The 14002-nt window shown below is 34.1% G+C and carries 17 protein-coding genes; 10 read left to right on the plus strand and 7 right to left on the minus strand.

The window, feature by feature from the left end:
• The 5 genes from HMPREF9421_RS01490 to HMPREF9421_RS01510 all read right to left on the minus strand — a co-directional run bounded on the left by HMPREF9421_RS01490 (window position 1) and on the right by HMPREF9421_RS01510 (window position 4170).
• Entirely contained in the window at window positions 1–234 is a 234-nt protein-coding gene (locus HMPREF9421_RS01490) for a hypothetical protein (protein WP_000456042.1), read from the minus strand.
• A 14-nt stretch (window positions 235–248) separates the two neighbouring features.
• A complete protein-coding gene (locus tag HMPREF9421_RS01495) occupies window positions 249–1481 on the minus strand; it encodes a replication initiation factor domain-containing protein (RefSeq protein WP_006595221.1) in 1233 nt (410 codons plus the stop codon).
• Window positions 1482–1688: 207 nt separating this feature from the next.
• Window positions 1689–3377, minus strand: coding sequence for an FtsK/SpoIIIE domain-containing protein (locus HMPREF9421_RS01500; protein WP_006595222.1), 1689 nt, complete (start codon window positions 3375–3377; stop codon window positions 1689–1691).
• A gap of 13 nt (window positions 3378–3390) precedes the next feature.
• A complete protein-coding gene (locus HMPREF9421_RS01505; protein WP_006595223.1) occupies window positions 3391–3852 on the minus strand; it encodes a hypothetical protein in 462 nt (153 codons plus the stop codon).
• A gap of 21 nt (window positions 3853–3873) precedes the next feature.
• Window positions 3874–4170, minus strand: a complete 297-nt coding sequence (locus tag HMPREF9421_RS01510; RefSeq protein WP_006595224.1) for a hypothetical protein — start codon at window positions 4168–4170, stop codon at window positions 3874–3876.
• Window positions 4171–5048: 878 nt separating this feature from the next.
• Between HMPREF9421_RS01510 and HMPREF9421_RS01520 the strand changes: the two genes are divergently transcribed.
• The 7 genes from HMPREF9421_RS01520 (at window position 5049) to HMPREF9421_RS01550 (ending at window position 9617) form a co-directional block, all read left to right on the plus strand.
• The gene (locus HMPREF9421_RS01520; RefSeq protein WP_006595226.1) at window positions 5049–5399 is read left to right on the plus strand and encodes a helix-turn-helix domain-containing protein; all 351 of its coding nucleotides are present in this window, start codon (window positions 5049–5051) and stop codon (window positions 5397–5399) included.
• A gap of 54 nt (window positions 5400–5453) precedes the next feature.
• Complete coding sequence (locus HMPREF9421_RS01525; RefSeq protein ID WP_006595227.1) at window positions 5454–5870, plus strand: pyridoxamine 5'-phosphate oxidase family protein; 417 nt, start codon at window positions 5454–5456, stop codon at window positions 5868–5870.
• 29 nt (window positions 5871–5899) lie between these two features.
• Window positions 5900–6913, plus strand: coding sequence for a hypothetical protein (locus HMPREF9421_RS01530; protein ID WP_006595228.1), 1014 nt, complete (start codon window positions 5900–5902; stop codon window positions 6911–6913).
• Window positions 6894–7079, plus strand: coding sequence for a hypothetical protein (locus tag HMPREF9421_RS01535; protein WP_006595229.1), 186 nt, complete (start codon window positions 6894–6896; stop codon window positions 7077–7079). Before HMPREF9421_RS01530 ends, HMPREF9421_RS01535 begins: the two co-directional genes overlap by 20 nt.
• 120 nt (window positions 7080–7199) lie before the next feature.
• Window positions 7200–8060, plus strand: coding sequence for an ImmA/IrrE family metallo-endopeptidase (locus HMPREF9421_RS01540; protein WP_006595230.1), 861 nt, complete (start codon window positions 7200–7202; stop codon window positions 8058–8060).
• An 8-nt stretch (window positions 8061–8068) separates the two neighbouring features.
• Window positions 8069–8755 (plus strand): helix-turn-helix domain-containing protein, encoded by a 687-nt coding sequence (locus tag HMPREF9421_RS01545; protein ID WP_006595231.1) that lies wholly within the window; start codon window positions 8069–8071, stop codon window positions 8753–8755.
• 205 nt (window positions 8756–8960) lie between these two features.
• Window positions 8961–9617: a hypothetical protein gene (locus tag HMPREF9421_RS01550; protein ID WP_006595232.1), complete on the plus strand. Its 657-nt coding sequence runs from the start codon at window positions 8961–8963 to the stop codon at window positions 9615–9617.
• A 119-nt stretch (window positions 9618–9736) separates the two neighbouring features.
• On the opposite strand, the gene HMPREF9421_RS01555 is transcribed toward HMPREF9421_RS01550, so the two are convergent.
• Entirely contained in the window at window positions 9737–10093 is a 357-nt protein-coding gene (locus HMPREF9421_RS01555; protein WP_006595233.1) for a hypothetical protein, read from the minus strand.
• Between the two features lie 158 nt (window positions 10094–10251).
• Entirely contained in the window at window positions 10252–11097 is an 846-nt protein-coding gene (locus HMPREF9421_RS01560) for a helix-turn-helix domain-containing protein (RefSeq protein WP_006597041.1), read from the minus strand.
• Window positions 11098–11518: 421 nt separating this feature from the next.
• On the opposite strand from HMPREF9421_RS01560, the gene HMPREF9421_RS01565 reads away from it, so the two are divergent.
• From HMPREF9421_RS01565 to HMPREF9421_RS01575, 3 genes are read left to right on the plus strand one after another with little or no spacing between them, the layout of a single operon-like run.
• Window positions 11519–12310 (plus strand): ABC transporter ATP-binding protein, encoded by a 792-nt coding sequence (locus HMPREF9421_RS01565; protein WP_006595235.1) that lies wholly within the window; start codon window positions 11519–11521, stop codon window positions 12308–12310.
• An 8-nt stretch (window positions 12311–12318) separates the two neighbouring features.
• Entirely contained in the window at window positions 12319–13089 is a 771-nt protein-coding gene (locus HMPREF9421_RS01570) for an ABC transporter permease (protein ID WP_006595236.1), read from the plus strand.
• On the plus strand, window positions 13090–13878 hold the full coding sequence (locus tag HMPREF9421_RS01575) for an ABC transporter permease (RefSeq protein WP_006595237.1): 789 nt from the start codon (window positions 13090–13092) through the stop codon (window positions 13876–13878).
• Window positions 13879–14002: the final 124 nt, after the last annotated feature.

The raw sequence follows: 14002 nt of genomic DNA on the forward strand, positions 1-14002 counted from the left end.
TCAAGAAGCCTCAAGCAGATCATCGTAGCCTAGAGCTTGGTAGATAAAATCTGAATCAAACCAGAGCCAGTCATTGATTTGTCCTTCTGTTGGAGTATCACCAGAGAAGATATCTTCACAAATGACGGTTAGAGTATCTACTCCACCACGTTCACGGACGGTGTTTAAGGTGGTTAGTCCACCAGACCATGCTTTAAAGTTTTCTAGTGAATTGATTTGAACTTTGTATTCCATATTGCTTTTCCTTTCTAGTGTTCATAGTGTTTATTGGCTTTGAGAAGTCTTAACATGGCTTTTCCTCGATCAGTGATCTCTCCGCTATTCTGAATCATTTTCATGTATTCTGTTTGGAGGATCTTGTCTGCTTCAGTGACTAGTGCAAGAGAGTTCGCAACTTGATAGGTAAGCCAGCGAATCGTTCGCTCAATACTGTATGGTTGTGGATTGGTTGAAAGTTTTAAGGGTTCAACACCTCCAAAGAGTTTTTGCCATTTTTCATCAGGTTTATAGGCTCCGAAGCGAGTGAGACCATCATAGACTTGGATTTCTTTATTGATGATGCCTCTAGCGATTTCTCCGAGGTCTACACCGTTAATGTATTCTTCCACAATGCCTTGAGCTTTCTGATCTGAAAAGCGGAGTTCATAGCGATTCCAGATACCAAAAATCTCCAAGGATTCGTCCAAGGAGATGTTTTCCATTCGAGCAATTTCATAGCGCTTTTCATAAAAGTTGAAATAGAGTTGACTTTGACGGCTCCCAAAGTAAATGGACAAGCCGTGATTAGCCTCCATGTCTTCGTTGTCAGTGAAGGATCCACCACCCGTAATATTCCATTTCTTGATCGTGTCTAGGACAATCTCTTTGGAATAGAGTTTATCAATCAATTTGGGAATTTGAATTTGTTCGTCCTCGTGACCATAACCCTTATAGAGTTCATCTAGAGCGATATCGAGTCGCTTCACCCGAACGTCTTCATAGGAATAAAGAATGTTTTGAAGAAAGATCTGCCAAGTGATCCCCTTGTCTTCTAGAAGTAGTTCTAACTCACGGCATCCTTGCCCGGATAGTTGAAGACAAGTTTGGTAGTCATTGGTCACTGACTTATCAAAGAAATCAAAAATCCAGATATTTCCTCGTTGCCATAAGTGGGTATAGTTCATAAGACGAGTTTCTTGGTCTGTAAATTCACTTAGGTGGCAGTGAAGAAAGTTTTCACAGAAAGCATCTAAATCCTTCAATCTAGGAAAGGTCAATCGTAGATAGTCGATCTGAGCTCGAAGACTGTTTTTATCGCAATCTTGATAGTAACCAAGTCTTTCTTTAAGTTCTCTAAACTTATCAATCGTCAGTCCTCTTTCGCCTGTTTCATAAGAGCGATAGGTTCTTGTAGGGAGATCAACAGCTTGTGCAAATGCTTTTTGATTCAGTCCTGTTTGTTTTCTGAAATTCTTAATATGAAAAGGACTAATTTTGTCCATTCATCGCAACACCTCTTTCTAACGAAGTGACACACTTTTTTGACGAAAGTGACACACTTCATAAAAATTGAAAACCCAACTCCCATAAGGAATGAGGAGGGGTGGACTTGGCGTTTTTGCCAAATGTAACCCCCCTATTAGAAAACGGGGGTTGAAGTTTCATCATGGCCTAGAAACTTCGGGCTACGGTCTGCGCCTGACCTGCGGTCAGGCTTGCCCTTGCCCTTGTCCTAGCCCATGATGAACAATCGTCGCTTCAACTGCTTTTGGATAAGACCTGCGTCCTCCCTCTTCAAATTGAGCGAGGATTTCAAGAAGAAGTTTTTCTTGAAAAGGATCCACTAGAATAGCGGATACAGTCCGCTCAAAGATGATCCCTTGTTCTGTTAAGAGATAGATAATCTTGCGTAAGGTTGGCATTTTAAGATTTTGTTCGTCCGCAAATTCCTTGAGTGGTCTTTTGTTTGATTCGTTTTCTATAGTCTCCTCTTCCTCTATAGGGTCAATTGTTTCAAGCGGTGGTTTATATTCTTCAAATACTGAGAACTCTTCTCCTTCAAACTCCATGATGGGAATTTTAGAGTAGGCATCATAGAAGGAGAAACCTTGATCAAGCGGTACATAAGGAGAGAAAAACTCACCAGCCAGCTCACCGTTGTTTGCGATATAGCCTCGTCCTTTGACTTTGACACCATTAATTTCATCTAGCTTTTTGAACTCTTTGGTTTTATTGGCATCTCCAAACATCATGTCATAGCCTGTTGATTCTAAATGACCGACGGAAAGACGCTTCATAAAGTTATCCCGAAGAGCCGTTTTGATAAATTCTCCATCGGGCCGTTGCATAGCAAAGATGATAAAGACTCCAGCTTGACGACCTTCTAGAACTAATTGTGAGAGGTATTCCATGAGTTCTGACTGTTGGCTATAGTCACGATCAATCTTGGCCATGAGGGCTGCCCACTCGTCTACCAGGATGAATTTTGGTTTCATGTCATAGTGAGTAAAGTTCTTTCCAGCTTGGAATCTTGGCGAAGTGGACATCCGCTCATAGCGTTTTTCCATGAACTCTACATTCTCTTTAAAACAGTTGATGATATCTTCCTTACTAGTATAAACACGGCCATGAAAGACTGGAATTTTCTTTAATCCAGCTAGATCAGAATTCTTTGGATCACAGATATCAACAAAGCCAATTTTAGCTAGTGCATAGATTATAGTCATGAGAACAACTGTTTTTCCTCCACCTGTTCCACCGCCAATGAGAAGATGAGGTTCTTCAATATAATCCCAAGATACATCTTTCATGAGCTGGAGTTTGGATCCCTTGACTTTTACTTCATCAATTGTGATTCGGCTATCAATTCGGTTAATAGCAATTTCATATTTGATAAAACGGTTATCAAAGGTTTTATTACGAAAGTCCCCGTTAAACATGACTTCAAGCGTAGCTCCCAGATTTAAAAAGCGATCTTGGAACTTATTGCCTTCTAGAATGAAGCTCACTTCAATCTTGTAGCGAGACTGTTTGATATACACTTGAGGCAAGGTGATTTTTTCAATGATCTTGTTTTCACGTCTGACCTTTTTAACTAGATAAAGGTTATTCTCGAGCAAAAAGCGAGAAAGAATTCGAAGGCTGTTTAGCTTTTGAAAAAAGAGCATCTTCCTGTAGCAAACCCGATTGATAAACCAAGAGAAGATTAAAGAAAAGAGAAGTCCAGCTCCTAGAAAATATCCTTGAGGTAAAGGATGGACTTTTAATTCTTCTAGATGTAAGTAGCTGTAGAAACTAATAGCCAACAAAAAAGGAAACCACCAGATAAACCATGTGATTCCCTTTAGTTTACGATGAAAAACTCGAACTCTTTTTCCCCGATAGGTAAAGAGTTTCATCCTGTATCACCTCCTAGTTTTCCTTCTTATTTTCTACCGGTTTGTTTTCTTTAGTCGGTGTGCCTCCAGTTTTTTTCTTGATTTTAGAAGCAAAGAGCTTATAGATATCATTACGATTGACGTGAGTATGTGTGATAACAATATCTTCCAATTCAACCTCTTCTCGGTATTTAATACCCAGATCCTCGATCTCAGACTCAGACATATCAGCGATCGTGAAAAAGAGGGTTTCATGCTGGACAGAAGAATGAATTCCTACGACAATTCCACGGATCTCACCTGTATTGACTTGTACAAATGATCCATCAGGATTTCGTTGTGAACGATCCACTTCAAAGATGATATCAGGACCTTCAATGCCTCGGAAAGTCAGTTTCCCAAGGACAGCTGGGACATCTAGTCCATCTGTAATGACACGATAAGTCTTGTCAGCGATTTGTAGTTTTTCTCCGTAGTTTAATCCAATTTTAGCCATGTGATTTTCTCCTTTAATTTCTTATTTTTTAATTACCAATTTTTCCGCAAAGACATTGAGATAAGGTGCAACAGTATTGCCATTTAGAGCAGTATCTGGGAAAAAGATTGGGTTAACAGTTTCTACTAGAGCATCTTCTGGAATGACCGTTGTAGAGGCTGGTGTGATGACATGAAAGGCACCGTGCTCTGCGCTGTTTAGGATGTGACGTTGGTATTTGCCTTCTTTTCCAAAAATAAATTTAGGAGCATTTCCTAAACGTTCATAGTAAGCAGGGCCAATAAATTCTGGTTTCATTTTAAGTGTTTCTGAGATCATAAGATTTTCCTTTCTGAGTGTAAAATAAAAAGAGTTAAGCTAGTTGCTTCACTCTTGAGTAATAGTGTGTAAAAAGTTTGCGTTTAAACATACGACTATAGAATTGAATATCCCCATGAGAGTAGCCATTTCTACGAGCATTTTGAGCTAGATGATCTAGATCTACTTGCGCTTGAGCATAGAGTTTAGCCTGTAGTTTATCAGATTCACTAAACATGCCATAGGTGAATTCATAATTATCATAGAGTCGTTTACATTGTAATGCGAAAAAAGTTTTGCATATCGTTCTCCTTTATTGTAATAAGTAAAAAAGCTACTAAGTGAAAAAAGGAAAGAACTTAGTAGCTTGAGAGTAAGTCTATCAATAATGATAGACAGCAGTAAAGAAAAGTTATTTGGTTGGAAAGATCCCTCTTTCCACGGTGGCAACGTTTAGCAAGGTGCTTTGCGTCAATTACCATCGCTTTCCCAGCCAATCTCTTCAGGTAGTCATCATCATACCCAAGGGATTCTCTTACGCCCTTTGGCGAAGCCAGTTCACTTTACTATTCGGAAAAGTGCGAAAGTCCGAAATGCGTGGAAGCCCACAAGAAATTAGTCTTGTTTTATATCTTCACTTCAACCATAAAACGGACTTGACTTTTCTTATCAAAACATTTACAATAAAGGTACGAAGTTTATGTGTTGTTCTGATGATCAGTCCTCTGGTTGTCAGACGCACTTTTTATTTAATTGTCAATGATCATAATGCCGATAGTTAGGCGTTATTATTTTTAAAACCAATATAACTTCTGGCTATATTTTATATTATATAACCATTGGTTATATTTGTCAAGAGATTATTTGAAATTAATACAAAAAAATTTTAGAGGTTTAAAATGGAATTTTCGGAACGATTAAAAAACCTTAGAAAACAAGCACATCTTACACAAGTCGATGTAGCTGAAAAACTAGGAATTTCGCAACCAGCTTATGCTTCATGGGAACGTGGAGCTAAAAAACCAACACAAGATAATTTAGTCAAGATTGCACAAGTTTTAAATGTATCAATTGATTATTTAGTTGATAATTCGGATGAACATCTAAAAGAAGACGAGTTAGATAATGTAGAACTTCTTTTCCGTATGAATTCAAATGGTCTAACCGAAGAAGAAAAGGCTATTTTCAAGAAAGAGTTGATCGAGTTTATGGAAAAGAGAAAAAAAGCATTTAAAAAAATAAGTAAATAAAAAATTAGCCTTTTTTGTTCGATAACTTCATTGATTAAAAGGAGTGTTTTATAAATGGATGTAAAAAAAGAATTTTTGAAAATAATGTCAGAACAAAAAGAAATTGCCTTAGCGACATCTGTAAACAATATTCCAAATGTAAGAATAGTAAATTTTGTTTTTGATTCAACCAATAATACACTCTATTTCGCATCTTTCAAAGATAATGATAAGATTAAGGAAATGGAATCAAACTTTCATATTGCATTTACTACAATTCCACACTCTGGAAATGAACACGTAAAAGCTAAGGGCTTAGTTCAAAAAAGTACCAGAACTATTTTTGAAGTGGCGGACCAGTTTATTGCTAAAGTACCAGGTTACAAAAATACTATTGAATTTGCAGGGGAATCTTTAGTTTTATTTGAAATACGATTTGATACTGCGATCGTCACCAAAGATCTAGAAACAATACAAACTATAGAACTTTAAATTAAAGTTCCAAAAATGGGGATTAAAGTATGGAAAGTTTTGAAATTGAAATACCAAAAATGGAGCATTTTGAAGTTGATGTCAGAAAAAAGGAATTATACAACTATGATTTCCAATCATATTCATTAACTCCACTGCAAAAAGAAGCCTCTTTAGTAGTTGCTAATAAGATTAGAAATAATTTATTTGCTCATATTCCCGAAGCTAAATTATTAAAAAAGCTTGTTGAAAAGAATGATAATGACAATGTAGAATACGTTGCAAAATTATCCGAAGTTGCAAAAGAAAAGTTAAAATCGGGAGAATGGAGTTATGGTATACGAAAAAAGACAGGCGAGACCTATGCAGTATTAAAAGATACTGAATCTGGAAAAATTAAAAGTAGTGTAACCTTAGAGAAAAGGACTGTCAAAGAGTTAGGGAATCTACCTGAGCTTTCTGCAATACAAGGGCAACTAGCATCTATTTCAGAACAAATTGAAAGCTTAAATGAACTAGTTATCCGCGTGGAACAAGGGCAATACAATGATAGATTTTCAGGCTTTTTCAGTGCTCGCCAACTAATTGTAGAGGCCTTAGCAACCAGAAATGAGCAATTAAAAAAAGAATTACTACTTTCAGCGATTAAAGAAAATAATAATACCATTGCAAAACTAATGATGTCAATTTACACAGATGGTTTAGACTTTATCAACATTAAAACCAATTCAAAAGATGCAAAAAGAATAAATACTCTGCTTCAACAATCAATTAGTTACCTGTCATCTGCAATGCAATTAAATGTTGTTGCGTATACAGTATTAGAGGAACATGAGTCTGTTATAGCTGTATTAAGCAATTACAAAGCTTTTACTGAGCAAACTTTACTTGAGCCTAAATATGATGGAAAAAGTTTAGCTTGGAAAATTGATAATTTTACAAAAGGAAATAGCAGCTCTTTTATAAATTTGACACAGAGTATTTCAGAAAATATCAATGCATTGGTTAACCATTCAGAAACATTATTAGTAGAGGAAGATACGAATGAAAGAAGAGAAAATTAAAACATGTAAATACTTTAGATGTAATAAAGAAGTATACTCTCCAAAAGCAAAATTCTGTGGAGAGCACGAAAGATTTTATAGAGAACACAGGAATAAAATTGGAGGGGCGTTGCTGACTTTTGGAGGAATAGCACTTTCAGCTTTGGTAAAAAAAAGAAATAATTAGACTATGTTTATATATTTAACGTAATATAAAAAAAGTGGACACACATCCACTTTTTTTATATAATAAACTCAACTAAATTGATTTAGTTTTGTATTTTATACTTAAAGGAGGTATCATTCTTTGGATGAATTGTATACAAGAATAAGTAAGTCTACAAAACGTGTGTTATACCAGTACATGAAGGATAACGATATTTCGTTACTAAATTATAGTTTCAACTACTTCTTTCAACATTGTATTCAAGAATATCAGATTCAAGTGATTAGTCATCACTTCTCAAATCACAAGATTGAAGGATTAACTATTATTGATGAATTAGGTATTAGTTTTTCTTATGAGAAGGATAATCCTATAGTTAAGCAAAATTTCACTCTGTGTCATGAGCTGGGCCATTTTATTCTCAATCATGAAGGCAATTATTTTGCAGAATCTATTGATAATCAAGAGAGTCTGCTAGAGCGAGAAGCGAATATTTTCTCTGCTGTAGTATTAATGCCTGACATTGTTTTGTTGTCAAAGATTTATTATAGTTGCGACACCTTTCAACACATTCAAAATAGCCTCGATGTCTCAAAACAGGCATTGTTCTTTCGCCTTTTAGATCTTCTTAGAGAATATTATCCTAGAAAAGAAAGTACCATTAAGCAGGCTATCGATGCTTATATTGATGGACAAAATGCCACACTACTCCTTTTGTTTCACGGTGTCAAAGAACAGATTATAAAGGAATTCAACAACTATCAGACTTCTCTAATCAATAAGATTGAACAATCAGTAATCAAAAAAGGCTTCGTGACTAGTCAAGAATATCCAGAGCTTCTAGATCAAGAGAATTGGAAAACAATAAAGACTTACTGTAATAATTTAAGAGTATGGCTCATTTATGACAAAGGAAAATCTATAGCTTATGTTTGGGATAAAAATAAGCTAACGGACAAAGAGGCAAAACAAAAAGCTGAATTGAAATTACTATTAATGTGAGGGAAACGATGTACCAACCAGAAAAACTAAAGGCGCGTAGAAAAGAGCTAAAAATGACTCAAAAAGATATTGCAGATCAATTAGGTATTACCTACCAGGCCTATTCTGCATGGGAACGTGGGGTAAAAAAACCATCTAAAGAAAAAGTAAAGCTTTTAGAGCAGATTCTAGATGTCCCAATAGGTTATTTTACAGAACTTGAAATCGTTCGGCTATACAATACTCTATCAGATGAGGGAAAGAATAACGCACTGAGTTATGTCAGAAACCTAGCTCAGAAAAAACAATGTAAGAATGTTGTTTCAATGTCAAAAAAACTATACGAATACCATGTTTACGAAAAAATGTCCGCCGGCATTGGCTCATCAGTTTATAATGATCAGAACTATGATACTGTCTATTTTGATGAAGAACTAGCTCATGATTTTGCGTCATGGGTATCTGGCGACTCAATGGAACCCAAATATCAAAATGGATCTGTAGCTCTTATTCGTGAAACAGGATTTGATTACGATGGTGCAGTTTATGCTGTAGTCTGTAACAGCCAGACCTACATTAAGCGAGTTTATCGTGAAGAGCACGGCCTAAGGTTAGTTTCTATCAACCCAAACTATCAAGATATTCTTCTTTCATATGATGAAGATCCTAGAATTGTGGGGATTATTGTTGGTAATTTTGTACCAATGAAACTCTAAAAATTTTTTATTTACATTAATTTTCTATTTCTGATGATTATGTAATAAAGAAATATAGAAGTTATTTACTTGGAAATTATATGCATTAATCTCTCGAATATTTAGATAAATTACAAATGTTACAAAAATATTTCAAAAAAACACTTAACAATGTGTAATGTTGTAATATAATAGCTAATATACATTTAGGTGAGGTATCATAATTATGAAAAAATGGACAAGTTTAGCACTTTTAGCATTAACTTCTGCGAGCCTACTCGTAGCATGTGGTTCAAAAAAAGAAGAGAGCAAATCTTCTGCCAAAGAGGCACAAACGACTATTAAATCTAGTCAGAAAAAAGCAAAGGCTTCTTCTGAGAAGAAAGATACAAAAACTGCTGAAGCTGGTTCGCAAGAAGGATCACAAGATGCAACAAACTCAGGTCAAACAACTAAAGGATCTAGTTCAGCAAGCACTGATAAGGTCACAGATTCATCTCAAATGGTTCCGGAAGAGCTGGTAGGGACTTGGACAGGAACAACTGAAATTGCCAAAGATTTCCAAATGACAGTGGCTGCGGACGGAACGGTCACTACGACAGCAAACTTTTATCAAGCTGATATGAATCCTATCCGTACTGCAACGACGAAAGCAAAAGCAGTCCAAGCTTCTGGTAATATCTACTACTGGGAAACAGACGAACCTGGAGCTTTTGATGCCCTACTTCCAGGTATTGCTGGACTTGGGGGAGCCAATGCTAAGGTAAAACCTGGTTTCATTTTGGAAGAGGGTCATTATACCCCAATTGTATTTGTAACAGGGCTTAATGAAGATTTTGATTACAGCAAATACAATGATTTCCGTGTTTCCCTTACAAAATAAAGACATATTCAATGTTCTTAAAATTAACAACACCCCAAAAGTTAGATTCTCCATCTATCTTTCAGGGTGTTTTCTTATAACCTAATTACGTAAGGAATCAAAACTTCATAGCTCTGTTTCTACTTATATTGTTGAAGTGCTTTATTATATGCTTTACTGCCTTTTTGATAATATTCATGTTCTATTCCTGATATATCGACTGTGATGATACCATCCTTAACTTTATATTTTACTGTTGAATCAGTGGTACCTTCTCCTGATAAATGAAAGGTGTTATTTTCTTGATCAATTATAAAGCTATCAGCTTCTCCATGTTCTATTGAACCTCTGTTCCCTTTTATAGTGAATGCCAACTCGTTTCTTTCACTTGATATCCAATAATACTCTCCATCCAAGGACTGTCGATTACTTTTAGAACATGCAATCATTATAACCGGCATTATTAACAGTAGCAAAAAAATTATAATTTTTTTCATATCCTTCGCCTCCTTTTATAATATTATTTTACCAAAAAAATATTACAGCATTGTGTCTAAGTACAATTATTCTAGTGATTGAATATATTTGTGTTAACTTTACTAAACAATCTTAGGAGGAGATAAGGGTTCATAATTTATTTTACCCCTTCGTTCTATTATTTTATAATTTTATTAAAATGTTCTTGATACTGTGACTTGATATTATATTCTCCTAGAATTTCAAATACTTGTAATGCCTGTTTCATCTTATCGATTCCATTTTGATCCTTCTTTTTAAATTCAAAATATCCTGTAGAATACAGAAAAACGGTTTGCTCATAATAATTTTGTTCATTTTCTAATAGTTTTTCTATCTCACTAATCAAATATATGCAATTAGAAAATTCTTCTAAGTCTATGCTTAAAATTAAGCAATTTATTGCTAACTGTGTAACAAGTCTCTTATTAGTTTTATTTAATGATGAATATATATAGTTCTTCAACATTTCCTTTGTTAATAGGAAGTAAGAACTGTATTGAACTGTTCTTACACAGTTACCTAATAGAATAATTTCATAATATCCCCAACTTTCAACTTGAAATAGATAGTCTGTTAAATTTAGTATTTCTTCATCCGATGGAAAAACTTTTTGGTCTACGGTGTGAAGAATTGATTTTACCATCGTTCTTTCAAAAGAGTTTAAATTATAGTTTGAAGAATTGGAGAGAAGCTTGGAAATGCTCTCCATGTTTTGTAATGAGTATTGGTTTCGAATGTAATGTATTAAATGAGCAAATGACTTAGTATGATTATTATCCTTCTCATGTAATATAATAAATTCATCTAAAGAAATATGTAGCTTATTTAAAATATTAATAAGTCTGATGCAAGAAATTTCTGATTCTCCTCGCTCAAATCTAGAGATTTGAGATTTAGAGAGATTCTCGTCAGCTACAGAACATAGGGTGATTTGTTTTCCTTGACGAACTTTTCTTAGTGTTTTTCCAAGTGATGATTTCATTTTTCCCTCTTTCACAACAAATTTTTGAGTTATTTATTTATATTATATAATAAAAGAAACTAATAAAGGACTAGTGATATGAAGAAACTATCGAAAATTTTTCCTATTTTATTTTTATTCTTAGATATAATAATTATTGTGGGAGAATAAAGTGCTTACCAGTACTGATAAACTATTAGTGTTACTAATAGTTTACTTTGAAAGTGTAATCTTATGTGTGGTGATAGAATTGTTTGTATAAGTCCGATGGCTGGACGTAGTTCTAGAGCTAAAGCAATTTTTAGAGATAAGCCAAAATATAAAATGAATATAAGTTGGTTATTTTTAGATATACTGTTTGTTACTTTTTTATACGTAACAGATGATAATTATCTATAATTTAAACAGATGATAATTATCTATAATTTAAAGGAAGGCTAGTATGGTAATTAATATAAAAAATCTGAAGAGAAGTTTTTTTGTTAGAGAAACAAGAGAAAATTTTGAAGCTTTGAAAGGAATTTCTTTTTCAATAAAACGAGGAGAGATATTTGGATTACTTGGTCCGAATGGTGCAGGCAAGTCAACTACAATAAAAATTCTTTCAACAATGCTTCTACCTACATCAGGTGAAGTAGAAATATCCGGATTTGATATCTATAAAGATGAGCAACAAATTCGTGAGAGAATAAATTTCATTTTTGGAGGAGAAAGAAGTTTATATTTTAGACTTTCTGCTGAGGATAATTTGTTTTATTTTGCGGATCTATATAAGATACCTCGGAAGAAGCAACTGATTTTGATTCCAGATTTACTTAAACAGGTTGGGTTGAATAGTTTTGCAAAACGTAGAGTAGAGACATTCTCAAAAGGTATGAAGCAACGTCTTCAGATTGCTAGAGCATTGTTAAATGATCCTGAGATAATTTTTTTAGATGAACCGAGTATTGGTCTTGATCCAGTAGGAGCACTTGAGTTGAGAAACATCATAAAAGAGTTGGCTAAAAATGGGAAAACAATTCTTTTAACAACCCATTATATGGCTGAAGCTGAGGAACTTTGTGATAGAATTGCCATCATTAATCAAGGCGAAATTGTAACCTGTGGTACATTACCAGAAATTGCATCATTAATTTCAGATGAAGATAGAACAAAAATTCTTCAAGATAAAGTGAAAGAACAAAAAGAAATAGATGTAACACTGGAAGATATTTATTTGCATTTAGTGAGGTAGTCGTAAGTATGAAAGTTATTTTTGCTAGTGCTATTGTACACATGAAGCAAGCAGTAGCTAGAAGTACGTTTCGCTATTGTCTATTTTTTAATCCTCTGTGTAATGCTATTCTCTTAGGGCTAATGTATAGTAATAAATCCAATCAAGAATTTACTTTATATGCTATTTTAGGAACCTCTCTATCTTCATTTTGGACTATTATCTGTTTTTCGTCAGCTGCGGACATAAACAGAGAAAAGTATTTAGGGACATTACCTATTTTATTCACATCACCGTCAGGTTTTAAAAAGATTATTTTTGGCAAACTACTTGGTAATAGTCTTTGGGGAGTGGTAGCATTTCTGTTGAATGTAATATTTGTGACGATATTATTTGGTCGCATAATGGCTGTTAAGAGTTTTAGCTTATTAGTAATTGTGATTGTCTTAGCAGTATTGACCTTCGTTAGTATAGGAATGCTGATGTGTTCAGCATTTACCTTATCAAGAAGTGCACGTTTGTTAATGAACTTAATAGAGTATCCGTTACTTTTAATAACAGGCATGGTATTCCCTTTAGATTTTATAAACCAATATATAAGGTGGGTTTCATATATTTTATCTCCAACATGGGTAATGAAAGGATTTGAACTTGTTGTATACGGTGGGAATTTAAAAGAAATATTTATTGTTATATCAACTCTCTCTATACTTACCGTATTTAATTTTATAATTGCTCACTTTGCCTTTGTCAGTGTAGAGAAAAAAAGTAGAATTGACGCAACTTTGGAGGTGTATTAAATGGAAAGTGTTTTAAGATTTTTCAGAAGGATTATCTTTTCTTATAAACAATCCTCAATGATGTCGGATTGGAAAACTTATATGATGTTCGACTTAATTCCTCCAATTTCACAAACACTGCTTTTCTCTCTGATTGCCGGATACATTTACGGAACTGATTATATTCAAAAATGGATGATTGGAAATGCGATACTAATAACATCTTTTGGAGCTTTGTTTGGTGTTGGTACACAACTGATGGATGAAAAATATAATGGGACATTGAGTTTTCTAATTGCTTCAAAAACCAAGTTAAGATCGATACTATTTTCTAGTGCAATTAGCACAATGTTTACTAGTATGATTTCTGTAACTATCGGCGTGGTATTAGTGAGTTTTATTTTGAGAATTAATTGGAATATAGAAATGATTTCTTCGTTTATTGGTGTCCTTTTCCTATCTTCTTTCGTTGCAATGAGTTTTGGATATATTTTTTCATGCTTTATTTTAATAACAAGTGAAACAAATCTTATATTGAATTTAGTCAGTCGATTGTTGTTGATTTTTACTGGGGCTAATTTTCCAGTTAGTAAATTGCCTAATATTTTTCAGTGGTTTTCTAAAATGTTACCTTTGACAAGGTCTATTCAGATTGCTCAAGGTCTCATTGAAGGAAATAGTCTTTCAAAATATAACAAACTAATTTATGAAGAGTTAACCCTAGGTTTTTCTTTCATTCTAGTAGCATCTATTCTTTTAAAATATATGGAAAGACAGTCACGTACCTCTGGAAAACTAGAGTTTACATAAATTTATTTTTTTTACGAATAGTTTACTTTTTCGGATTAGAGATATATTTTTCATTCTCTGTAGTAGTTGAACAAGAGGGGATGAGTGCTTGGGGTATCATTTACAATTGAAATGATATTATAGA

The organism is Streptococcus australis ATCC 700641 (assembly GCF_000186465.1).
Taxonomy (GTDB): Bacteria; Bacillota; Bacilli; order Lactobacillales; family Streptococcaceae; genus Streptococcus; species Streptococcus australis.

What these genes read in the sequence shown, in the direction of transcription:
- HMPREF9421_RS01490 (WP_000456042.1), bottom strand. Translation starts at nt 234, where the DNA reads ATGGAATACAAAGTTCAAATCAATTCACTAGAAAACTTTAAAGCATGG.
- HMPREF9421_RS01495 (WP_006595221.1), bottom strand. Translation starts at nt 1,481, where the DNA reads ATGGACAAAATTAGTCCTTTTCATATTAAGAATTTCAGAAAACAAACA.
- HMPREF9421_RS01500 (WP_006595222.1), bottom strand. Translation starts at nt 3,377, where the DNA reads ATGAAACTCTTTACCTATCGGGGAAAAAGAGTTCGAGTTTTTCATCGT.
- HMPREF9421_RS01505 (WP_006595223.1), bottom strand. Translation starts at nt 3,852, where the DNA reads ATGGCTAAAATTGGATTAAACTACGGAGAAAAACTACAAATCGCTGAC.
- HMPREF9421_RS01510 (WP_006595224.1), bottom strand. Translation starts at nt 4,170, where the DNA reads ATGATCTCAGAAACACTTAAAATGAAACCAGAATTTATTGGCCCTGCT.
- HMPREF9421_RS01520 (WP_006595226.1), top strand. Translation starts at nt 5,049, where the DNA reads ATGGAATTTTCGGAACGATTAAAAAACCTTAGAAAACAAGCACATCTT.
- HMPREF9421_RS01525 (WP_006595227.1), top strand. Translation starts at nt 5,454, where the DNA reads ATGGATGTAAAAAAAGAATTTTTGAAAATAATGTCAGAACAAAAAGAA.
- HMPREF9421_RS01530 (WP_006595228.1), top strand. Translation starts at nt 5,900, where the DNA reads ATGGAAAGTTTTGAAATTGAAATACCAAAAATGGAGCATTTTGAAGTT.
- HMPREF9421_RS01535 (WP_006595229.1), top strand. Translation starts at nt 6,894, where the DNA reads ATGAAAGAAGAGAAAATTAAAACATGTAAATACTTTAGATGTAATAAA.
- HMPREF9421_RS01545 (WP_006595231.1), top strand. Translation starts at nt 8,069, where the DNA reads ATGTACCAACCAGAAAAACTAAAGGCGCGTAGAAAAGAGCTAAAAATG.
- HMPREF9421_RS01550 (WP_006595232.1), top strand. Translation starts at nt 8,961, where the DNA reads ATGAAAAAATGGACAAGTTTAGCACTTTTAGCATTAACTTCTGCGAGC.
- HMPREF9421_RS01555 (WP_006595233.1), bottom strand. Translation starts at nt 10,093, where the DNA reads ATGAAAAAAATTATAATTTTTTTGCTACTGTTAATAATGCCGGTTATA.
- HMPREF9421_RS01560 (WP_006597041.1), bottom strand. Translation starts at nt 11,097, where the DNA reads ATGAAATCATCACTTGGAAAAACACTAAGAAAAGTTCGTCAAGGAAAA.
- HMPREF9421_RS01565 (WP_006595235.1), top strand. Translation starts at nt 11,519, where the DNA reads ATGGTAATTAATATAAAAAATCTGAAGAGAAGTTTTTTTGTTAGAGAA.
- HMPREF9421_RS01570 (WP_006595236.1), top strand. Translation starts at nt 12,319, where the DNA reads ATGAAAGTTATTTTTGCTAGTGCTATTGTACACATGAAGCAAGCAGTA.
- HMPREF9421_RS01575 (WP_006595237.1), top strand. Translation starts at nt 13,090, where the DNA reads ATGGAAAGTGTTTTAAGATTTTTCAGAAGGATTATCTTTTCTTATAAA.